This window comes from Bacillus sp. FSL R5-0431 (genome assembly GCF_038002985.1).
Classification (GTDB): Bacteria; Bacillota; Bacilli; order Bacillales; family Bacillaceae; genus Bacillus.
The window spans coordinates 2,419,431-2,439,975 of the sequence record NZ_JBBOOG010000001.1 but is presented as its reverse complement, the minus strand read 5'-3'; the positions used below and the strand labels follow the sequence as shown (position 1 = coordinate 2,439,975).

The window sequence follows — 20,545 nt, the reverse complement described above, 5'->3', positions numbered from 1 at the left end:
TTATAAAACGCTAGGAGTTGAACCAACTAAGGTAACACGTTCTGCACTTCAAAACGCAGCTTCTGTAGCGGCAATGTTCTTAACAACTGAAGTAGTGGTAAGTAATGAATGATACAGTAACTGGTAAATTTTATAACATTAGTCAATCCCATCTCTTTTATGAAGGATGGGATTTTTGCTTGTTTGAATATAAATCTTTGGGTATAATTCAGTTAACGACATTAACAATCGTAAAGGCTTGCAATTAACAATCATGATTGCAATTCATAATCTCCAAAAACAACAATAAACCTTGATATATCAATATTCTTCAACAGTCCATGATGGGCGGAGGGTTTACCATCAATACTCCGAATGCTATTGGTTACTTATGGCTGTGTTTTTTCCTTTAAATAAAGCAGCGGAGAATGTGGGTAATTGAAACACTCTAGAACGAGCATCTAACCTAGATATGGTTAGATGCTTTTTTATGGATTAAATTGGTGACGACAATTAATACAATATTGACTTTGTTTATTATCAAAATCAGCTTTATTTTGTTGGATAAATAATCAATCCCTATCCCATTCTTTGTTACAGTCTGGACATTTCCATTTAATAATCCTATCAGCTTCTATACTGCTTATACTAATTTTTCGTGTGAAGTGGGCAGAACCATATACTTTCTGCGATTCTTTAGGTATAGGCTCTCCTTGTAAATCAGCTTTACAATATGGACAACATTCTTTGTTATCTCTCATGAAACCACTCCTTTAAATAAATACCTTTACGTTTTAATATAGCAGATTTAAGTACAACTGTATTACCTTTTCAATAGGGTTGTTTCTACTATGTGAATGCTTTAATTATAAAGCGTAAGCAAATATAATAGAAATTAAGTCAATCGGTCAAAGTTCGGAAAGTGACCGTTACACATGAACGTAAACAAATAGCGATATTTAGGGCGCTGGTGGCGAAAGTCATAGTGGTAATCTAAGCCGTCGGTCGGGAGTTCGAATCTCTCCTGGGACGTACTAAATTAAAAAGGCCTGAAATCCTTGATATGAAAGGATTTCAGGCCTTTTTGTTCTTTGGAACTTAAGTTCGTAACTTGCTCCAAAACAGGGTTTTGGGAGCGGGTAGGGAGCGGATTTATTTTTAAGTAATTCCGTTCTTTGTTTTTGTATCAAAGACCTATTAAAATGGTTGGCTGATTTCTGATCAGCTTCTTCAATGACATGAGCGTAAATGGATCAAAATGTATAAAATGAAAATAGGCTTATATATGAAGGCAGCAACAAATAAATCTATTCAAAGTAGAAAAGCCATTTCGATTTGGAGCGGCTTTTCATTGTGATTCATCGTTATCCAATTCCCATATTTTCTGACCGTCTGCTAAATATACTGCATTTGGTGGCTCTTTATAAAGAGAAATTTCTACTAATGAGCTTTTTCCTGTACTAATCCAATCATATATACTGTTTTCATTATGAGTAGGCTGGGTCAAAACTTCTTTTACCCTAAATGCAACAGCATAGTATTCTGTATAATTTACATCATCGTCTTCTAAACCATTATCTGATTCATAGAGTGTGTCTGGTTTACCAACGATCTTTAATCCATCTTTCCAATCTAATATAAGTTCTTTCCCTCCATTTTCATCTAATGTTTTTATCAAAGAGTTATATTCCATAGTTAATCATCCTTTTAATTCATTCTAATGGTTTTGAAGGGACTATATGAGCACCGTTTCTTGAATAATGTATAGTACCTCTTGTAGTCTCTATATATTTCCCAGTTTTTAAGTCATAGGTCTGTCCTATTTTTTGACCAAAATTGACAACTTCCCTTCCGTTTTCCATCATTTCTCCTTTCCCAGCATATTTATCAAGCAATTCTTGGGCTTTTTTATTGTCCCCGTAAAAGATGCTTTTTTTCTTTCCATTAGCTATCTCCTGTTTATAGTTAGGTGCATCAGGAATATGTTTCTCTTGAGCTCCTGGTTTTACTTTTGCCGGGAAACCATTTACTTCACGATACGGACCTTTTGGTACGGAGTGTTTGCCGAAGGAAGGTGTTTTGACAGTCTTCTTGGCTACTTTCTCTCCTTTCATGATTTTAAATACGTATTTTCCAACTTTAGCGATTTTAGCTCCGGGTATCATGTACAAGCTTGAGACTAAACGATCCATTTCAGCGACTTTGTCACCTGTTACAGGATCTCTCCCTGTGATGACTCGAATTGCATCATTTATTCCTGTAAATTCAACCGCTGTATTTAAGATGGTTGAGGTTTGTTCACCTGTTTTTAAGTCGGAAATCTTTGTGATGCTTTCAATATTCACTTTGTTTTGATCCGATATTCGTAACCGATATAGCATTCCATCTCGAATAACTTCAACTGTTTTGGCATTTGCGAAGTCAATCTTTTCATTTGTATTATATACTTTTCCATTTACGAACACGGCGTTTTGATTGATTTTATTAGACGGTTTCCTATTTAAAATCGTATCCACATTTGCTCGCTCTTTATCATTCAGCTTCTTCAGCATGATCGTCATTGGATTTTCTTTAGGGTTGTCTATTTTTTCATTCAATCCGCTGATGTTGCTGCTGATTTTTTCTTCTTTTCCATCTTTGAAGATAGAGCCTTTTTGATAACTAGTAATTTCAATTTTCGGGCCAGTGAACATCTTGCTTAAAGTATCTATGTATTGCTTCATTGTGTGAAGGGAACTTTTTGTTTCATTTAGAGCACTTGTTTGTTCTCTGTCAAATGCATGAAGTAGTCCAATGGTTTTGGACGTCTCGAGCCATGCTTTTTGATAGCTTTGTTGGAAAGTAGATTCGTCTACATGAGGCAAATGCACAATATGGTTTACTCTGCCAATGGCTTGATTAACATCTGATACAATATCAGAAATGGTCCGTTCGGCTTTTTTTAACCCTTGGTCAAGCTCGTGTTCAATGAATGATTGAGAGATAAAACCATTCGGGTTTGATTCAAAAGCATGAAGTGCCTGTTTTGTCTTTTTTAGCGCACCGCTGTATTCTTCAATGACGATCTGAAAGAATTGCAAAAAGGGAATGTGACACTCCATATAAAAATCTTTTATTGCTTGTCCAGCTTCTCCCTTTAATGCGCTATCTAAGGAGATGATTTGATTGATTTGTTTTTCTAGGGACTTAACATTCTGTGATTGTTGCTTCAACTTGTTCAGCGTTTGGTCAATTCCATTCTTCAACTCAAAGACATCAAGGGTTTTCATTCCGTTCTCCTTTACTTTATGTTAGTACTCGTAGCAATTGCTTTGTCTGTTTCCATCATGGTGTTAACGGCTTCTTCTGTTTGTGCAAGTTGTTTAAGGTTTTTGGAAGTGCTAAATAGATGTGCGTGTTTTTTAATGTTTTCTCACTTCACTGGCACCTATTTTGATTTCTCTAATTCTTTTTCATTCAAATGTTTTTGCTTTCATTTCGAACTTTGAGAGCGTCCACATAAAGAAAGGGAGCTGCATAAACGACAGCTCCCAAGATGAGGAGTTAATTTTTCTTTTTTCTGTAGTCTTTTACTAAGCTTGAAACAACTAAACCCATCACACTAAAAGCCACAAGATAAAATAAAACATTTGTTACAGGTGTATCAATTTTCCCTAAGATCATCACAAGGGCAATAATAGCGCCGGGTAAAGTAATTAATAACATTTTGGATGGCGTGCTTTGCTGTGTCACTTAATGACCTCCTGATTGATCCATTAAATAGATATTTTAGTTGATTTTAACATATGGAGATTGTGCGAACAACATAAGGGATATAGCAATCTACTTTAAGAGCGGACAAACGAAACTTGCTGATTTTATGGGAATCATTTCAATTAAATCTTTTGCGTAATAAAATGTATATGATTTATACAAAGGGATGAGATGGCTGTGAAGCATTTTTTAACGGCAATCGTAGTGGCTATCATGGTGGGGATCATTGTATATGTTGCAGATGATCGTTTAAGCATGTTTCCGTTGATGCTGATTTTAGCGGTTGCGATCTATATCGTAAGCAGGATTAGCGAAGCATTGATTAAGAAATACTCAAAAGAAAATAGTTAATAACACAGCCCTCCATTGAAGGGCGTTTTTTAATTAACCTTCCATTTATTTTTTAACTAATGAAAAAGACATTGCAAAGGGGTAAATGTTCAAAAGAGAGAATAATCATTCTCCAACTAAAAAAATTAAAGTGTATAGTAGAAGGAGAACCCTTTAATAGAACTGTTAAACCAGGAAAGTATCCAGTGCTTTTAAATATTATTCGTTTTGAAAATGAAGATGAACGGATTGCATATGCAATCATAAAACTTAGCAGAAAAAGTAGTGTTAAGTGGGAGCTTGCTTTATCAAATGGACAGATAGAAAGTGATTTACAGGGGGAACAATTCTCTGGTTACGGAGTTGACACTGGAAATGGATGTTTTATAGATGATCATATTTTGAAATTTATACTTTCTGAACAAAGTCAAAAGGGTGAAGATGACATATATGATGAACTTGAAGAGGCATTGGAGAAAAGTTATGAGGATACAAGAAGCTGGTTAGTCACGCGCTTTCAGGAGAAATGTGATGTAGCGATCTTTTCTACTGGTTTTGGGGATGGCGTATCCCCTTGAAGGATTAAGGGGGGAAATAAAACAGGAATTAAAGACAAAACAGAGAAAAATACATAATCCCAAACGCCCCAGAAAAACAATGAAAGGAATGATCCCTTGTACAACATCGATCCAACAAACTTAATTTTTGAAAATGGAGAGAACAAAAGCAGCCCTGAAGGTGATCAATTATTTGCTAAACAGTTAGGCTATATCGAGATCACGAGCGGTCATATCGTTGCCTGTGATCCTTTTGTTTCAGAAGGGGACCAATCGTTTACGAGGAAGGTTGCTCTAGGAAAATATCCTATTATACTTGTAGTTAAGCGATTAGAAAGCGGTGATGAACGCGTCGCCTATGCAATGATCAAGTATACAAACGAGCAAGCAATAGAATGGGAGCTGGCCACAAGAGCAGGGCAGGAACTCAAACATTTGAAAGAAAAACGAGTTCTTCGGCTACGGTGTGAATACGGGGATGGGCAGCTTTATGGATGCTGAGGCAGCTCTATATTTACAAACTTATGAGGATAAGCGATATAAAGAGGATAATGATTTTTATCTTTACGAGGAATTTGAAGAAGCTCTTGCGCAAAACTACAAGCACACATGGGACTGGCTCATCACCCGTTTTCATGACAAGGTGGACATTGCCATCTTTACGAGAGGATTCGGTGACGGGATGTACCCAAGCTTTTGGGGACTAGATGAAAATGGAGAACCTGCTTGCCTTGTGACGGATTTTCTTATCATGGAATGATGAGAAAATCATGAAACCATAGGTTCTTTTTATTGTTTTTTGATCATAATTTTAGTGTATTCATAGATATCATGAAGTGTATAATGAGGTTTTATACGAAAGTGGCTGAAGCCACTTTCGTACTGTGAACGATTTTAAGAGCCAATTAGCCCCGGTGAAATTTGTTCAACCCTTGCCCAATCAAATATGGTTTCGATTTGCATTTGATTCTTACAATTTATTTTTAGAAATCCTTCATTCTCTGTTGTACTAATCTCAAAATGATCAATTATATTATTATTTCCTAAATGATTAATTTTTAAATCCGTTACACCAATGAATGATAATTCAACGTAGACAACATCAAAATCTCTCCAACGTTTTGGTGTATTCTTTACGGAGTCTTTTGTCATTAGTCGTATAAATAGGGTAGGACCATCTCTGTTTAAATCAACATTCATGATTTCTGCATTTTTAAAATGAGGGATCCCCCCGAAAATTTGAGTCATCGCTTGTGGGTTCATAAATTTTTCTTCTCTAATCATTTGGATACTCCTCGTTTGAGTTATTTATTGTTTCTTCTTTCAAAATAATAATGGTCTTCTACACCTTCAACTTTACCATTGCGGGTGTTATGTTCAGGTCTTACATTGTGGTGTGAAGGTTGGTTTCCGATGCCTCCTTCTCCAAAATCGTGACCATTTGAATGATCCTGAATAACAATCTTTTTACCATTAACTTCATACGTAAGTTCTCTCGTAAGGATTGGCTGGTTTTTTTCATTTAATATTCTTTTTCCATTTTTATCTGTTAAGGGCACCATCTTTTGACTTTCAGGGTTTTGGGTTCTTGGTATATTTAATTGGCGTTTAATTTCTTTTAAACTAGCTTTTCTAGATTCATGATGGTTTTTATTTAAGTTTTTCTGTACGTCTAGTGTTGCTTTATTTTTTAATTTATTACTTACACCATTTAGTCCAAACGGCAAAAGCATACCCAGCGCCGCATTCATACTCGCTTCCTGCTGTTCTTTTGAGATCTTGTTTCCAAACATATCTCGGCCTGTGATCGCTTCGCTGAAGCCGTTGGTGGCGGTGAGACCATACAAACCTTTTTGAGAGGTTTTTAAGGCATCAAAGGACTTTTGTGATGTCTTGTAGATATCCACTGCCCTGACTGCGGCTGATGTTGCTTGAGTCGTTTTATAAACGGCTTTTCCACCTTTGAAAATGCGCCCTGCCCATCCGACAATTGGGATGTAACCTGCTGCTGCCATGCCGCCTGCGGCGACCCGCTGTCCTGCGGTGAGTTCTTCCCCTGTGATTGGATCAACGCCAGTCGCGGCACGTTTTGCATCGTTTACACCTGTCAGTTCATTCACGATGTTTCCGCCATAATCGAGCGTTTTTTCATACCATGGACGGTTGGCGAGGGCTTCTTGTTCCTTCGCAATCTTTCGGGCTTCTTCTTGTTCTTTTTTGATTTTGAGATATTCAGCAGTTTGCTTCTCAATATCGCTTTTTGCCTTGTAGATTTCGCTATTTTGATACGCTTTCTTGTCAAAATTCATAGGCGAAATCGCTTTTCCGTCATTTGTGGCATTCATCATTTCCGCGTACAATGCCATTGTAGCTTGCTGCTCCGTCTCTGACAAAGCATATTCATCTTTTAAATTTTGATCAAGTTCTCTTAGTTCTTTGACTGTCTTTTTTCGTTCATCTTCCGCATCTTCTATTTTTTCATCAAAGGATTGGCTATCAAATACCTCCAGAGAAATGAGATCATCAATGTCTTGAAAAATCGTTTTGAGCGCCTTTTTTTGATCCTTTACAATGCTTTTGGCGTTTTTGATGCCCATATGTACTGCGTTGTCTAAAAAGTGTTCTTCTACAAAGGTATCGCCGCCAAAGTTTGTATCATCCAGTGTCCCAGGAACACCTTCATGAAAGGCTTTTTGCTTATCAATGAAGCTGATAAACATGTCCACATTGCCAGACAGCTCTTTATAAAAGCTTTTAATGTTATCGGCACCTTTCCCAGTGAAGTCGTCACCGAGGTTGGCAACACCTTGTAATGCCTTTTTTAAATCTACCATTTGTTCGCGGAGTTCCTGATAGTGTTTTGCCCTTGTGTCCATGGCACTGGTTAGTGCTTTTGCATCAAGTATCTTGCCCAGAAAGGTTCACTCCCTTCTCAAATAAGTATATTTATTTTAACAATATAAAAAAATGTAATGAATAGGAAAAAAGTAGTGAGTGCTAAAGCTCTGAAATTGGTCAACACTCTGCTGAAGTAATATGACCCTTCCATCTTGGTACAAAAAGCGTGATGCGGAGAAGGTCCGGGGTTTTATGAAATTGATGAGCATGACAACAACAAAGGTCCCTTTGTAGTAAAAAGGATTATGTGGTGTTCAAAAACATTCTCATGTTCGAAGTCAATAAATATAAGAAGTAACTGAAATCAAAGCCATCTAGGCAAACTAGGTGGCTTTTGCGTTTATTCGACAGCTTTCAGCAATTTTAAGGCAAATTTAAGCTTGAATTTCATTTCAAATACATTAAATCTTTGTTACAATAAGACAGCTTTGCCTAAAGACACGTTTATCGATTCGACATCTTTTTTTCATGATTTCTTAAAATTTTTATGTTTTGATATGAAACTCTTTGAATGATTCATGCGTCTCTATAAGTGTCAAAAGAAAAGAGGTTATCAATATGCTATTCAAAAAGCTATCAGAAAATAAGTCTGTAAAATGGATAGGATATACAAGCTTTTACTTACTTATTTTGCTATTATTGTTCTTTATTTACGGATTCCATACAGCAAATACGGGCTCATTCATTTACAACGATTTTTAATTGGAGATTAAACTATGAAACTATTACACACGATTCATGAATACCAACAAACGAAACCAACACAGCCAGCATTTGTTTCTCAACATGCTTCGATCACATATGATGAGCTTTGGCATCTATCAGACCAAATGGCTGGTGCGATCGATGCAGTCGCAAATGGCAGTGCACCTGTCATTGTATACGGTCATATGGAGCCAGAGATGCTGATTTCTTTCTTAGGCAGTGTGAAATCAGGCAGACCTTATATTCCGGTCGACATCTCAATCCCTGCCGAGCGTATCGTCTCAATTATTGAAAGCTCAAAAGCCAGTCTGTTGATTTGTGCAAATGAGCAGAATGTACTAGGTTTAGAAGAACACATTGAAGTGAAAAGTGCGGCATCGCTTTTAGCTCTTGAAAAAGAAGCACCGCCATCCTCGCAGTGGGTTCAACAGGATGATGTCTTTTACATCATTTATACGTCTGGCAGTACCGGAAAACCGAAAGGCGTTCAGGTAACAGCCAATAATTTAGAAAGCTTTACAGAGTGGATGTGCAGAGACTTCCCAATTGGCGGGGGGCGCACGTTCTTAAATCAAGCACCATTTTCTTTTGACTTATCAGTGATGGATTTGTATCCAGCGCTTCAATCAGGCGGCACGCTATACTGTTTAGTGAAAGATCTAGTGAATAAGCCGAAGGATATGTTTGCAGCACTTGGTCAATCTGACGTTGAAGTGTGGACATCAACACCTTCCTTTGTGCAAATGTGCTTAATGGATCCTTCCTTTACAGGGGAGCTTTTACCAGAGCTGAAAGTCTTCTTGTTCTGCGGAGAGGCACTTCCTGTATCTGTAGCAAGTGCGCTCCTTGAGCGTTTTCCAAAGGCGCAGGTCTTTAATACGTATGGTCCGACTGAAGCAACTGTTGCGATCACATCGATTGAAGTCACGCAGGCGATTCTTGATCAGCACGATTCTTTACCAGTCGGCTACGCCAAACCGGATACAGATATCGTCATTTTAGATGAAGAAGGCAAGACCCTTCCTGATGGTGAAAAAGGAGAAATTGTCATCGTAGGGCCAAGCGTCACGAGAGGCTACTTAGGTGAACAAGCCTTAACAGATAAAGTGTTCTTTGAATACGAAGGGCGGCCTGCTTACCGTACAGGTGATGCGGGTGTGGCACAGGATGGTTTGATTACATGCCACGGTCGTCTGGACTATCAAATTAAGCTGCATGGATACCGGATGGAGCTTGAAGAAATTGAATATCATGTGAGCGAGACAACCTATGTCAATGCTTGTGTGATTGTGCCGTTCCAGCCAAACGGTCATGTGGAGTACTTAATTGCAGCCATTGTTCCAGCAGCGCATTCATTTGAAAAAGAATATCAGCTGACAAGTGCAATTAAGAAAGAAATGGCGGATTCACTGCCTGCGTACATGATTCCAAGAAAGTTTGTCTATCTTGAGCAGCTGTACATGACGCCAAACGGGAAGGTTGACCGTAAAAGAATCGCGAAAGAGGTTCTTCTATGATTCCGTTTAGTTCATTCTTTTTCTTCATTCTAATTGGTGTTCTTCTTTTGCCGACGATCATTCTTGGTCTTCGCGGCAAAAGAATGCAGGGCTACAACATGTTTGCAACGGTTGTGGCGCTCGCGCTTATTTTCTCAAAGGATGCACATGGCGCATTGCTGCTCTTCTTGTTTACAGTGTGGCAAATCTTGATCATCCGCTTGTACCTTTCGTACCGGCTGAAGGCGAATCAAGCGTCTGTCTTCTATATGGCAGTGGTGGCATCTATTTTGCCGCTTGTACTCTCAAAGGTTTTACCGTTCTTTTTAACTCATCAGCCGCATCAACCGCCGCCAATGAACTGGCTGAGCTTTTTAGGAATCTCGTACCTAACATTTAAAGGTGTCCAGTTAATTATCGAGACAAGAGACGGCTTGATTAAGAAGAAAATTCCGATTCATCGTTTGGTCTATTTCATTGTCTTTTTCCCGACGATTTCATCAGGTCCGATTGATCGTTACCGCCGGTTTGAAAAGGATATGGATACGCCGCCTGAAAAGGAAGCGTACAGTGATCTTCTATACGCCGGTATTCATAAAATTTTTATCGGCTTCTTATATAAGTTCATTATTGGTTATCTGATTCACACGTATATTCTCATGAATATTCATCACATTAGCAGCAGTCACTTTGTTCAACAGTTAACGTATATGTATGCGTACAGTATGTATTTGTTCTTTGACTTTGCTGGTTATACAGCATTTGCTGTTGGTGTGAGTTATATCATGGGCATTAAATCACCAGAAAACTTTAACAAACCGTTTATCAGCCGGAACATTAAAGACTTCTGGAATCGCTGGCACATGTCCCTCTCCTTCTGGTTCAGAGACTACGTGTTTATGAGATTTGTGTTCTTTATGACAAAAAAGAAGTGGATCAAGAACCGTATGGCTGTATCAAATATTGGGTACTTTGTCCTCTTTCTATTGATGGGTGCTTGGCATGGTCTAGCACTTCAATATATTATTTACGGACTATATCACGCAGTTGTGATGTCCGGTTACAATTTATTTGAGAAATGGAATAAAAAGCACAAGTGGTGGCCGGATAATAAGGTCACAATGGTTGTGTCGATCATTATTACATTCCATGTGATTTGTTTCGGATTTTATATTTTTTCAGGAAAACCATTTCATCATTAATCATTAAGGGAGTAGAAAATTATGGAATTTAAAAATCAAGTATACGGTATTATTGCAGAGGTTTGTCAGGACGACGTTGTGAAAGAAAATCCAGAGATTGCAATTTTTGAAGAAGGTCTTCTAGATTCATTTGGTACAGTAGAACTGCTTATGGCAATTGAAAGTCAACTTGGAATTACTGTTCCGATTACAGAGTTCGATCGTGATGTGTGGGATACACCGAATCACATTGCTGAGCAGCTGGCAGAGATGAAGTAATGAAAAAGCGTTTTTTTGGGCCGCTTATTTTAGCGGCTGTTCTATTCATTGGTGTTCTTCTTGTACCAAATGCATGGCTCTCACATCTGATCCCAAAAGACAAATTACAAAAGTCAGCCACAGAATTAGATCCAGGGATGTTCCAAGGGCTTTATTTACAAGATGAAATGCTAAAAGATCCAACTTATTTGCCGATCTATGGATCTTCTGAACTATCGCGTTTTGATCCATATCACCCTTCGAATTTCTTTCATGAGAACCCTCAAGGGTTTACACCTTATCTTATTGGAAAAGGTGGATCTCAATCATTAATTCATGCGATGAACTTTGCAGCACATATGGATGAATTAAAAGGGAAGAAGCTTGTGTTTATCGTGTCCCCGCAGTGGTTTGTAAAATGGGGATCAGACGAGAATCACTTTGCACCGAACTATTCAGCGCTTCAAGCACTGAATCTCGCTTATAATAAAGAAATTGATCCAACTGTGAAAAAAGAACTGATTAAGAGAATTATGACGTTTAAAGCAGTAAAGAACGACATGGTCATCACAGAGCTTTTTAAAGCAGAGCTTTCTGGGAACAAATTTGCTTATGGCGCGATTTCTCCTATTGCCAAAATGTATTATGGCATGCTTCAAAAGAAAGACATGTACTATACAATTGGATCGGGACATGAGCGTAAGCTTCAACCGTCTCCTTCAGTCAAAGGAAAAACATGGGCTGAGCTTGAAAAAGAAGCGAGCGTTTTTGGTGCGAAAAGAGCAGGGGACAACCCGTTTTATATTAATCAAAAACTGTTTGAGCGCAAGCTGAAACCGATTATGAAAAAGATGAAGGATTCCCGTGAAGACCACTCTTATGCGGAATCACCAGAATACAAAGATTTTCAAATCATGCTGGATATTTTAAAACAGGCAGGGGCAAAGCCTTTGTTTGTGACGATTCCTGTCAACGGAAAATGGTATGATTATACCGGTTTTCCAAAAGAGGGACGTACAGAGTATTATGAGAAAATCAATCGTCAAATACGCGATAACGGGTATGAAGTCGCAGATTTGACTAAACATGAATACGATCCTTACTTCTTTAAAGATACAATTCATGTGTCTTATAAAGGATGGGTCTACATCGATAAGGCGATCGAAAAGTTTTACAAAGAGCAGTAGAATGCAGCAGCTTTCTGCTGCTTTTTGTTTGTCGAATCGGCGGATATCTTGTATAACGAAGGGAAAAGGGCTATGCTGTAGATGGAGGCGATATGATGAACCGTTCTGAGAAAAAAGAACTATTAAAGCGTTCGAAGAAGCATTTTAATGATCATGCCTTTTGGGAAAAGTTAAAAAAGACGGCACAAAAAGCTGGTGTCTCTCTTGTCTATGCTGTGCTATTACTTTACTATACATTGCAAAAACCCGAAGTGCCTGTCAAAGCAAAAACCCTTATTATTGGGGCACTCGGATACTTTATCCTTCCTATTGACCTCATCCCTGATACATTGATTGGTGTCGGCTACACAGATGATTTAGGAGCGATCACATTTGCTCTGCTCCAAGTAGCGATGTACATTGATGATGATGTGAAAGGAAAAGCGAAGGACAGGCTGTCAAAATGGTTCGGTGAAAAAACCGATACGTCTCTTATTGATCAAAAGCTTGAAGATGGCGGGATGCCGTCTGCACGCTGAAAAGAAGACAAAGGGCTAAAAAAAGTTCATTTTAGCCCTTTGTCAACAAGCTGAAGCCTCCAAAACGGAGGCTTTTTTCTTTATCCTAAAAATTTCACGCAAACTGGATGAGGAACGGCGATGTCTGATTGTAAGACAGTGAGTCGTCCTGTTTCTTTGTCGCGTTTGTATAACACTAGGTTGCTAGATTCTTGGTTTGAACCGACGAGGAATTCTTCAGTTGGATCAAGCACAAAGTCTCTAGGCCAGTTTCCTTCAGATGAAGCAATCTCGACAAGACTTAATTGGCCGTCGGCGTCTGCTTTAAAAATCGCAATGCTGTCATGACCGCGGTTTCCTGCATAAACAAATTGCCCGTCTGAAGAGACGTGAATGGCACTGCCTTGATTGTTCTTTGTAAAGTCGCTTGGAATGGTTGCGATCGTTTGGATCTCTTCGAAATGACCATCTTCAAAGTAACGAAGCACAATCACCTCTGAGCTTAGCTCTGTCATCACATATGCCACAGGTTTCGTTGGATGGAATGTGATATGGCGAGGACCGGTGCCTGGTTTTGTTTCAAATGTATGAGCGAGCTCGAGTTTGCCGCCCTCTTTCTTATACGTATAAATGCCATCTGTCCCAAGGTCAACAGCCACTGCAAATTGTTCATCTGGTGTCAGACCCATAAAGTGAGTGTGCGGTTTTTCCTGACGGTCTTCGTTTGGTCCAGTTCCTTCATGTTGCGCCTGTGACAGCGTGCGGATGACTGAGCCATTTTCAGCATCGATTTCATACATCTCTGCTGTTCCTTTATGATAGTTTGCTGTAAAAGCTGTTTTTGTTTGACTGTCCACGCTGACGTGGCAAGGAGAAGCGCCATCGGCAAGCTCTTGGTTGATGAAACGAAGTGTGCCGGTTTCTGCATCAATTTGATACGCAGCCAAGCCGCCCTGTGATCCTTCTTTCACAACAGCATACACAAATTTTTGAGAATCTGAGACGGTTAAATATGTAGGATTTTCAAGTTCAGCAGCTACTTCTACTTGCTCAATCTGCTGCTTGTCCGTATTTAATGTAAAAGTATAAATGCCTTTACTGTCTCCCTTTGTATACGTTCCGATATAACCTCTGATGTTAGCCATGTATTGCCCTCCTTCTATAAGATGCTCTCATTCTATCATAAATTCATAGGAAAACGCTTTAGAAAGGCATGCCGTAAGAAAATCAAAAGCGTTGAAATCTACCAGTATTCATTAAAAACGATGTGAAAAAATATGACAAACGTATTCTCAAAAGAAAAGCGTTCAGGTAAAGTAAATAAATTGAAGAAAAAATACAAAAAATTTTAAGTTTTTTCATTCCTTGTCTAGCAAAGGTGTAAGCGTATACATTTAATTTTGATTAGTCTAAATTGTCTAATAATTTTAAAAATGCTGTTGACACTGTATGGAAAGCGGCGTAAGATGGGTTCAACAAAAGCTAAACAAACACGCAGAGAAAGCGTGAGAGGCTTCAATAAAAAGTGTCTGAAAATTCAACTACTTTTTGCTTGAAAGAGAGGGTGCTCACTGAAAATGGAAGACCAAAAGGAACAGTGGATCTTTTTAAACGATGAACTCGTGAAAAAAGAGGATGCAAAAATTTCAGTTTATGATCATGGCTTCTTATATGGTGACGGTGTGTTCGAAGGGATACGCGTGTATAACGGAAATATCTTTCGAATGAAAGAACATTTAGACCGCCTGTATGATTCCGCCAGATCCATTATGCTGAACATTCCATATTCACTTGAGGAACTCACGGAAAAAATGATTCATACAGTTGAAAGGAACGGCCTAAAGGATGCCTATATTCGTCTTGTTGTCTCAAGAGGAGCTGGTGATCTTGGTTTAGATCCAAACAACTGCGGGAGAGCCAACACAGTGATCATTGTAGAGCCGCTGTCCATCTTTCCAAAGCACCTATATGAAACGGGTATTGATATTGTAACAGTACCGACGAGACGAAATCGTCCCGATGTACTGAGCCCAAAAGTGAAATCATTAAATTATTTGAATAACATCCTTGTCCGAATCGAAGCCCATATGGCCGGTGTGAGTGAAGCGCTGATGCTGAACGATCAAGGGTACGTGGCAGAAGGTTCTGCAGACAATGTGTTTATTTATAAAAAAGGTAAGCTTTATACACCGCCAGGTTATATCGGCGCTCTTGAAGGCATCACAAGAAATGCCATCATGGAGATTGCAGAAGACTTAGGCTACGAAGTGAAAGAAGAACCATTCACAAGGCACGATGTGTATACAGCAGAAGAAGTTTTTCTGACAGGAACCGCAGCCGAAGTGATCGCTGTTGTAAAGGTTGACGGCCGTACAATCGGTGAAGGGAAACCTGGGGTCCACACAAACAAACTTCTTGAACAATTCCGCAAGCGAGTGGTTGAAGAAGGAGAAAAAGTCGTATTTACAGATGAAAACATTCACGCAAGCTAAATAGATATCGATAAACGTTGAAGAGGACTAGTAGCTTTAGAGTCAGTATCTACAGAGAGCCGGTGGTAGCTGGAAACCGGTGTTACTTTCTAAAGTGAACTCACCTCTGAGTGTCTGCTTGAAATGATAGTAGGGCAGACCGAGTGACATTGCTCACTCGTTACCAAAATGGATGAAAGATGTCCATGAGACGGCAGCAGATTTTGCCGTGAACAAGGGTGGTACCGCGAAAAACAAAGCTTTTTCGCCCCTTTGACCTAGTGAAAAGTAGTGTCATTGTGGGGTGAGAAGGCTTTTTTATATGGTCTAAAATCTCGATCTTGAATAGAAAAGGGTGAAAAGACTTGACTGAAGCAAGACAAAGAGGAGGAAATCAAATGGGGACAAATGTACAAGTGGAGACGGAAACATCTAAAGCACCACAAACGATGAACGGTGCACTCATGTTAATTGAAGCACTCAAAAGAGAAAAAGTAGAAGTCATTTTCGGATATCCAGGCGGAGCGGTTTTACCGATCTACGATAAAATTTATGATTCTGGTTTATTTCATGTCCTGCCAAGGCATGAGCAGGGAGCGATTCACGCAGCAGAAGGATACGCAAGAGTATCTGGCAAACCGGGTGTTGTCATTGCAACATCAGGACCTGGAGCGACAAACCTTGTCACAGGAATTGCAGATGCAATGATTGATTCACTTCCTCTTGTTGTCTTCACAGGACAGGTGGCAACCTCAGTCATTGGATCGGATGCTTTCCAGGAAGCAGATGTGCTCGGCATCACAATGCCAATCACAAAGCACAGCTACCAAGTAAGAAATCCAGAGGAATTACCGGGTGTCATTAAAGAGGCGTTCCACATCGCAACAACAGGCAGACCTGGTCCAGTCTTGATTGATATTCCAAAAGATGTGGCAGGCATTGAAGGAACGTTTGAATATGATCAGCCAATTGATTTACCTGGTTATCAGCCAAAAGTCGAGCCGAACTATTTGCAAATTCGCAAATTAGTAGAAGCTGTAAGCAGAGCGAAGAAACCAGTCATTCTAGCAGGAGCTGGCGTTCTTCATGGCAAAGCATCTGAAGAATTAAGGCAGTATGTAGAGCAGCAGCAAATCCCAGTCGCTCATACACTGCTTGGACTTGGCGGCTTCCCAGCAAAGCATCCTCTTTTCCTAGGGATGGCTGGTATGCATGGCACATATGCGGCGAACATGGCTCTTCACCAATGTGATCTACTCATTTCAATCGGTGCAAGATTCGATGACAGGGTAACAGGCAACCTCAATCACTTTGCGAAACATGCGAAGGTAGCACATATTGATATCGACCCAGCAGAAATTGGCAAGAACATTCATACCCATATCCCGGTTGTTGGAGACAGTAAACTAGTTCTTGAAGAGCTGATCAAGCAAGACGGGAAGCAAGGAGAATCAAATGAATGGAAAAACCAATTAGATCAGTGGAAGGCAGAATATCCACTCTGGTACGTTGAAAACGATGCAGAGGGCTTTAAGCCTCAAAAGCTGATTGAATACATTCATCAATTCACAAAAGGTGAAGCCATTGTGGCAACTGATGTCGGACAGCATCAAATGTGGGCAGCGCAGTTCTACCCATTTGAAAATGCAGATAAGTGGGTCACATCTGGCGGCCTTGGTACGATGGGCTTCGGTTTACCGGCAGCCATTGGCGCTCAGCTGGCTGATCAAGAGGCAACGGTTGTGGCGATCTTAGGAGACGGAGGTTTCCAAATGACCTTGCAAGAACTTGCCGTTATCCGTGAGCTGAACCTTCCAGTGAAAGTGATTGTTCTGAATAATCACAGCCTTGGAATGGTAAGACAATGGCAAGAAATTTTCTACGAAGAACGCTACTCATATTCTAAATTTTCAGAGCAGCCAGACTTCGTTAAATTATCTGAAGCTTATGGCATTAAAGGAATCAGAATCTCATCAGACGAAGAGGCGAAAGAAAAGCTTGAAGAAGCGTTAACCTCTAGAGAGCCTGTTTTCATCGATGTCAATGTAGCGAGAGATGAAAAAGTATTCCCGATGGTCGCACCGGGGAAAGGACTTCATGAGATGGTGGGGGTGAAACCTTGAAAAGAATTATTGTGTTGACTGTATTAAATCGATCAGGCGTACTGAACCGAATCACTGGCCTTTTTACCAAAAGACACTACAACATTGAAAGCATTACGGTCGGCCATTCTGAGATTCAAGATGTATCACGCATCACGTTCGTCGTCCATGTAGACCAAGAGAAAGACATCGAACAGCTGACAAAACAGCTGAACAAGCAAATTGATGTTCTCAAAGTAACAGACATTACAAACCAATCAATCGTTCAGCGAGAGCTGGCTTTGATAAAAGTCGTTTCTGCACCGGCATCTAGAATGGAGATCACAGGGGTCATTGAACCGTTTAGAGCTTCTATTGTAGATGTAAGCAGAGAGAGTGTCGTCATTCAGGTGACAGGTGAGTCTTCAAAAATTGAAGCACTCATTGAATTACTTAAGCCATACGGCATTAAAGAAGTCGCCAGAACTGGCACCACGGCTTTTGCGAGAGATAATCAGCAAAAGCCGCAATCAAATAAAACAATTTCAATTGTCTAAACAAAAGGAGAGAGTCAAATGGTAAAAGTATATTATAACGGTGATATTCAAGAAAACGTATTAAATGGTCAAAAGGTTGCTATCATTGGGTATGGATCACAAGGTCATGCACATGCATTGAACTTAAAAGAAAGCGGCGTAGATGTGATCGTCGGCGTGAGAAAAGGCGGATCTTATACAAAAGCACAAGAAGACGGCCATCAAGTATTCACAGTAAAAGAAGCGGCAGCACAAGCAGATGTCGTCATGGTACTACTACCAGATGAGCAGCAAAAGAAAGTATATGACGAAGAAATCAAAGATCAATTAGAAGCAGGCAACTCACTTGTTTTCGCACACGGATTCAACGTTCACTTCCATCAAATTGTTCCTCCAAGTGACGTAGATGTGTATCTTGTGGCTCCAAAAGGTCCAGGACATCTTGTGAGAAGAACATATGAACAAGGCGCTGGTGTACCTGCCCTATTTGCTATCTATCAAGATGTATCTGGCCAAGCGAAAGACAAAGCACTTGCTTATGCAAAAGCAATCGGCGGAGCAAGAGCAGGCGTCCTTGAAACAACATTTAAAGAAGAAACGGAAACGGATCTATTCGGTGAGCAAGCGGTCCTTTGCGGGGGTCTTACTTCACTAGTGAAAGCAGGTTTCGAAACGTTAACAGAAGCTGGTTATCAGCCAGAGCTTGCATACTTCGAGTGTCTGCATGAACTGAAATTAATTGTTGACCTAATGTATGAAGAAGGGTTAGAAGGCATGAGATATTCAATCTCTGATACAGCACAATGGGGTGACTTCGTATCAGGACCACGCGTTGTGGATGCAAACGTAAAAGAATCTATGAAAGCCGTCTTGACTGATATCCAAAACGGAACATTTGCAAAAGAATGGATTGTTGAAAACCAAGTGAATCGTCCACGTTTCAATGCGATCAATGCAAATGAAAATGAGCACCAAATTGAAATCGTCGGAAGAAAGCTTCGTGAAATGATGCCTTTCGTCAAACAAGGAAAGAAAAAGGAAGCGGTGAGCGTCGGTGCGGAAAATTAATTTTTTTGACACAACACTTCGAGATGGAGAGCAATCACCAGGAGTGAACTTAAATGCACAAGAAAAGCTAATCATTGCAAAGCAGCTTGAGCGCCTTGGGGTTAATATCATTGAAGCGGGTTTTCCCGCTTCATCCCGAGGGGATTTCTTAGGCGTACAAGAAATTGCTAGAACGATCAAAAACTGTTCAGTTGCTGGTCTTGCACGATGTGTGAAAGGTGACATCGATGCTGCATGGGAAGCGTTAAAAGATGGAGTGGAACCAAGAATTCATATCTTTATCGCTACTTCTGATATTCATCTGAAGCATAAACTAAAGAAAACACGTGAAGAAGTCGTAGAACAGGCTGTCTCAATGGTGAAATACGCGAGAGAACGTTTTCCGGTTGTCCAGTGGTCCGCAGAAGATGCGTGTCGTACAGATCTAGCTTTCTTAGCAGAAATTGTAGAGAAGGTCATTGACGCTGGGGCAAGTGTCATTAACTTGCCAGATACAGTTGGATACTTAGCGCCAAAAGAGTACGGCAATATCTTTAAATATATGAAGGAACACGTTCCAAATATCGACCGCGTCAATTTGTCTGCTCACTGTCATGATGATCTAGGAATGGCTGTAGCAAACTCACTTGCAGCCATTGAAAATGGAGCAAATCAAATTGAAACAGCTGTTAACGGAATTGGAGAACGTGCAGGGAATGCCGCTTTAGAAGAAATTGCAGTCGCTCTTCATATTCGAAAAGACTTCTACCAGGTCGAATCAACGATTCAATTGAATGAAATTAAGCGTACAAGTGATGTAGTGAGCAAATACTCAGGAATGATTGTACCGCGCAATAAAGCAGTCGTTGGCAACAACGCTTTTGCACATGAATCAGGTATTCACCAAGATGGTTTCCTCAAAGAAAAAACAACCTATGAAATCATATCTCCAGAGCTTGTCGGTGTGACAACAGATGTACTTGTCCTTGGGAAACACTCCGGAAGACATGCGTTTAAAGACCGTATGAAAACGCTAGGCTTTAAACTAACAGAAGAAGAAATCAATAAGTTCTTCGAAACCTTCAAGAACTTGACGGAGAAGAAAAAAGAAATCACTGATGATGATTTGATCTCTATTATATTAGAAGAAAAAGTAGCAGACCGAAAAATTGGCTACGAATTTGAAAGTCTTCAAGTGCACTATGGAACAGAACAAATGCCAACAGCAACGGTCTCTCTGAAAAATCAAGAAACGCAGGAAGTCATTCAAGAAGCAGCTACAGGCGCAGGCAGTGTAGAAGCTGTGTACAACACGCTGGAGCGCTGTATGGAGGAAAGAATTCATTTGCTAGACTACCGTATTCAATCGAATGGAAAAGGCAGAGATGCACTAGCGGAAGTATACGTCACTGTTTCAATAGAAGGAAAAGAAACAGCTGGACGCGGTGTGGCGCAAGATGTGCTGGAAGCATCGGCGAAAGCCTACGTCAATGCAGTAAACAGGCATTTAATCTTTAAATCAAATCTCATTGAAATTGAGAAACATCACGCGATTTCATAGGAAAGGAG

21 protein-coding genes, 2 pseudogenes and 1 other annotated feature are annotated in these 20,545 nt (G+C 39.9%); of the genes and pseudogenes, 17 read left to right on the top strand and 6 right to left on the bottom strand.

Annotated elements, in window-relative coordinates; all coding sequences use genetic code 11:
- Positions 1-16: 16 nt before the first annotated feature.
- A pseudogene (locus MKZ03_RS12440) lies at positions 17-112 on the top strand (hypothetical protein); the annotation flags it as partial.
- Positions 113-1,327: 1,215 nt separating this feature from the next.
- Here the strand turns inward: MKZ03_RS12440 and MKZ03_RS12435 are convergent.
- The 3 genes from MKZ03_RS12435 to MKZ03_RS12425 all read right to left on the bottom strand — a co-directional run bounded on the left by MKZ03_RS12435 (position 1,328) and on the right by MKZ03_RS12425 (position 3,711).
- Complete coding sequence (locus MKZ03_RS12435) at positions 1,328-1,672, bottom strand: hypothetical protein (RefSeq protein WP_341031961.1); 345 nt, start codon at positions 1,670-1,672, stop codon at positions 1,328-1,330.
- A 19-nt stretch (positions 1,673-1,691) separates the two neighbouring features.
- A complete protein-coding gene (locus tag MKZ03_RS12430) occupies positions 1,692-3,248 on the bottom strand; it encodes a T7SS effector LXG polymorphic toxin (protein WP_341031959.1) in 1,557 nt (518 codons plus the stop codon).
- 274 nt (positions 3,249-3,522) lie between these two features.
- On the bottom strand, positions 3,523-3,711 hold the full coding sequence (locus MKZ03_RS12425) for a hypothetical protein (protein ID WP_106038037.1): 189 nt from the start codon (positions 3,709-3,711) through the stop codon (positions 3,523-3,525).
- 192 nt (positions 3,712-3,903) lie between these two features.
- Between MKZ03_RS12425 and MKZ03_RS12420 the strand changes: the two genes are divergently transcribed.
- From MKZ03_RS12420 to MKZ03_RS12405, 4 genes are all read left to right on the top strand, one after another.
- Entirely contained in the window at positions 3,904-4,083 is a 180-nt protein-coding gene (locus tag MKZ03_RS12420) for a hypothetical protein (protein WP_341031956.1), read from the top strand.
- Positions 4,084-4,142: 59 nt separating this feature from the next.
- Positions 4,143-4,640 carry a DUF4241 domain-containing protein gene (locus MKZ03_RS12415; RefSeq protein ID WP_341031954.1) on the top strand — a complete coding sequence of 166 codons (498 nt, stop codon included), beginning with the start codon at positions 4,143-4,145 and terminating at the stop codon, positions 4,638-4,640.
- A 96-nt stretch (positions 4,641-4,736) separates the two neighbouring features.
- Positions 4,737-5,120 carry a DUF4241 domain-containing protein gene (locus MKZ03_RS12410; protein ID WP_341031952.1) on the top strand — a complete coding sequence of 128 codons (384 nt, stop codon included), beginning with the start codon at positions 4,737-4,739 and terminating at the stop codon, positions 5,118-5,120.
- Positions 5,110-5,379, top strand: a complete 270-nt coding sequence (locus MKZ03_RS12405) for a DUF4241 domain-containing protein (RefSeq protein WP_341031949.1) — start codon at positions 5,110-5,112, stop codon at positions 5,377-5,379. The genes MKZ03_RS12410 and MKZ03_RS12405 overlap by 11 nt, the downstream gene beginning before the upstream one ends.
- Before the next feature lie 134 nt (positions 5,380-5,513).
- Here MKZ03_RS12405 and MKZ03_RS12400 read toward each other — a convergent pair whose 3' ends face one another.
- Together MKZ03_RS12400 and MKZ03_RS12395 are read right to left on the bottom strand one after the other, a co-directional pair.
- Positions 5,514-5,903: an immunity 50 family protein gene (locus tag MKZ03_RS12400; RefSeq protein WP_341031947.1), complete on the bottom strand. Its 390-nt coding sequence runs from the start codon at positions 5,901-5,903 to the stop codon at positions 5,514-5,516.
- Positions 5,904-5,923: 20 nt separating this feature from the next.
- Positions 5,924-7,495, bottom strand: a complete 1,572-nt coding sequence (locus tag MKZ03_RS12395) for a T7SS effector LXG polymorphic toxin (protein ID WP_445662026.1) — start codon at positions 7,493-7,495, stop codon at positions 5,924-5,926.
- Between the two features lie 175 nt (positions 7,496-7,670).
- Between MKZ03_RS12395 and MKZ03_RS19010 the strand changes: the two are divergent.
- The 7 genes and pseudogenes from MKZ03_RS19010 to MKZ03_RS12365 all read left to right on the top strand — a co-directional run.
- Positions 7,671-7,815, top strand: a pseudogene (locus tag MKZ03_RS19010) (Kelch repeat-containing protein); the annotation flags it as partial.
- 254 nt (positions 7,816-8,069) lie between these two features.
- Positions 8,070-8,219 carry a teichoic acid D-Ala incorporation-associated protein DltX gene (locus tag MKZ03_RS12390; protein ID WP_024427820.1) on the top strand — a complete coding sequence of 50 codons (150 nt, stop codon included), beginning with the start codon at positions 8,070-8,072 and terminating at the stop codon, positions 8,217-8,219.
- A gap of 14 nt (positions 8,220-8,233) precedes the next feature.
- Positions 8,234-9,739 (top strand): D-alanine--poly(phosphoribitol) ligase subunit DltA, encoded by a 1,506-nt coding sequence (gene dltA / locus MKZ03_RS12385; protein WP_341031944.1) that lies wholly within the window; start codon positions 8,234-8,236, stop codon positions 9,737-9,739.
- Positions 9,736-10,920, top strand: coding sequence for a D-alanyl-lipoteichoic acid biosynthesis protein DltB (gene dltB, locus MKZ03_RS12380; RefSeq protein ID WP_187703998.1), 1,185 nt, complete (start codon positions 9,736-9,738; stop codon positions 10,918-10,920). The genes dltA and dltB overlap by 4 nt, the downstream gene beginning before the upstream one ends.
- 21 nt (positions 10,921-10,941) lie before the next feature.
- Positions 10,942-11,178, top strand: coding sequence for a D-alanine--poly(phosphoribitol) ligase subunit 2 (dltC, locus tag MKZ03_RS12375; RefSeq protein WP_024423191.1), 237 nt, complete (start codon positions 10,942-10,944; stop codon positions 11,176-11,178).
- A complete protein-coding gene (gene dltD / locus MKZ03_RS12370; RefSeq protein ID WP_341031939.1) occupies positions 11,178-12,344 on the top strand; it encodes a D-alanyl-lipoteichoic acid biosynthesis protein DltD in 1,167 nt (388 codons plus the stop codon). Before dltC ends, dltD begins: the two co-directional genes overlap by 1 nt.
- Before the next feature lie 95 nt (positions 12,345-12,439).
- Complete coding sequence (locus MKZ03_RS12365; protein ID WP_034661711.1) at positions 12,440-12,862, top strand: YkvA family protein; 423 nt, start codon at positions 12,440-12,442, stop codon at positions 12,860-12,862.
- An 80-nt stretch (positions 12,863-12,942) separates the two neighbouring features.
- Here MKZ03_RS12365 and MKZ03_RS12360 read toward each other — a convergent pair whose 3' ends face one another.
- Entirely contained in the window at positions 12,943-13,986 is a 1,044-nt protein-coding gene (locus tag MKZ03_RS12360; protein WP_341031936.1) for a lactonase family protein, read from the bottom strand.
- 432 nt (positions 13,987-14,418) lie between these two features.
- On the opposite strand from MKZ03_RS12360, the gene ilvE reads away from it, so the two are divergent.
- The 5 genes from ilvE (at position 14,419) to MKZ03_RS12335 (ending at position 20,537) form a co-directional block, all read left to right on the top strand.
- Positions 14,419-15,333, top strand: a complete 915-nt coding sequence (gene ilvE / locus MKZ03_RS12355; protein ID WP_307500022.1) for a branched-chain-amino-acid transaminase — start codon at positions 14,419-14,421, stop codon at positions 15,331-15,333.
- Positions 15,334-15,341: 8 nt separating this feature from the next.
- Positions 15,342-15,588, top strand: a binding site (T-box leader).
- A 122-nt stretch (positions 15,589-15,710) separates the two neighbouring features.
- Positions 15,711-17,435, top strand: a complete 1,725-nt coding sequence (gene ilvB, locus MKZ03_RS12350; RefSeq protein ID WP_307500021.1) for an acetolactate synthase large subunit — start codon at positions 15,711-15,713, stop codon at positions 17,433-17,435.
- A complete protein-coding gene (gene ilvN, locus MKZ03_RS12345) occupies positions 17,432-17,950 on the top strand; it encodes an acetolactate synthase small subunit (RefSeq protein WP_034661705.1) in 519 nt (172 codons plus the stop codon). Before ilvB ends, ilvN begins: the two co-directional genes overlap by 4 nt.
- Before the next feature lie 18 nt (positions 17,951-17,968).
- Positions 17,969-18,997 (top strand): ketol-acid reductoisomerase, encoded by a 1,029-nt coding sequence (gene ilvC / locus MKZ03_RS12340; protein ID WP_034661704.1) that lies wholly within the window; start codon positions 17,969-17,971, stop codon positions 18,995-18,997.
- Positions 18,984-20,537, top strand: coding sequence for a 2-isopropylmalate synthase (locus MKZ03_RS12335; RefSeq protein ID WP_341031933.1), 1,554 nt, complete (start codon positions 18,984-18,986; stop codon positions 20,535-20,537). The genes ilvC and MKZ03_RS12335 overlap by 14 nt, the downstream gene beginning before the upstream one ends.
- The last annotated feature ends 8 nt before the right edge of the window (positions 20,538-20,545 follow it).

Bases quoted from the DNA above. Each gene is read 5' to 3' on its own strand.
- MKZ03_RS12365 (WP_034661711.1), top strand. From the start codon at position 12,440: ATGAACCGTTCTGAGAAAAAAGAACTATTAAAGCGTTCGAAGAAGCAT.
- MKZ03_RS12395 (WP_445662026.1), bottom strand. From the start codon at position 7,495: ATGGACACAAGGGCAAAACACTATCAGGAACTCCGCGAACAAATGGTA.
- MKZ03_RS12415 (WP_341031954.1), top strand. From the start codon at position 4,143: ATGAAAAAGACATTGCAAAGGGGTAAATGTTCAAAAGAGAGAATAATC.
- MKZ03_RS12430 (WP_341031959.1), bottom strand. From the start codon at position 3,248: ATGAAAACCCTTGATGTCTTTGAGTTGAAGAATGGAATTGACCAAACG.
- ilvC (WP_034661704.1), top strand. From the start codon at position 17,969: ATGGTAAAAGTATATTATAACGGTGATATTCAAGAAAACGTATTAAAT.
- dltB (WP_187703998.1), top strand. From the start codon at position 9,736: ATGATTCCGTTTAGTTCATTCTTTTTCTTCATTCTAATTGGTGTTCTT.
- MKZ03_RS12420 (WP_341031956.1), top strand. From the start codon at position 3,904: ATGGCTGTGAAGCATTTTTTAACGGCAATCGTAGTGGCTATCATGGTG.
- dltD (WP_341031939.1), top strand. From the start codon at position 11,178: ATGAAAAAGCGTTTTTTTGGGCCGCTTATTTTAGCGGCTGTTCTATTC.
- ilvE (WP_307500022.1), top strand. From the start codon at position 14,419: ATGGAAGACCAAAAGGAACAGTGGATCTTTTTAAACGATGAACTCGTG.
- ilvB (WP_307500021.1), top strand. From the start codon at position 15,711: ATGGGGACAAATGTACAAGTGGAGACGGAAACATCTAAAGCACCACAA.
- dltC (WP_024423191.1), top strand. From the start codon at position 10,942: ATGGAATTTAAAAATCAAGTATACGGTATTATTGCAGAGGTTTGTCAG.
- MKZ03_RS12435 (WP_341031961.1), bottom strand. From the start codon at position 1,672: ATGGAATATAACTCTTTGATAAAAACATTAGATGAAAATGGAGGGAAA.
- MKZ03_RS12400 (WP_341031947.1), bottom strand. From the start codon at position 5,903: ATGATTAGAGAAGAAAAATTTATGAACCCACAAGCGATGACTCAAATT.
- MKZ03_RS12360 (WP_341031936.1), bottom strand. From the start codon at position 13,986: ATGGCTAACATCAGAGGTTATATCGGAACGTATACAAAGGGAGACAGT.
- MKZ03_RS12405 (WP_341031949.1), top strand. From the start codon at position 5,110: ATGGATGCTGAGGCAGCTCTATATTTACAAACTTATGAGGATAAGCGA.
- dltA (WP_341031944.1), top strand. From the start codon at position 8,234: ATGAAACTATTACACACGATTCATGAATACCAACAAACGAAACCAACA.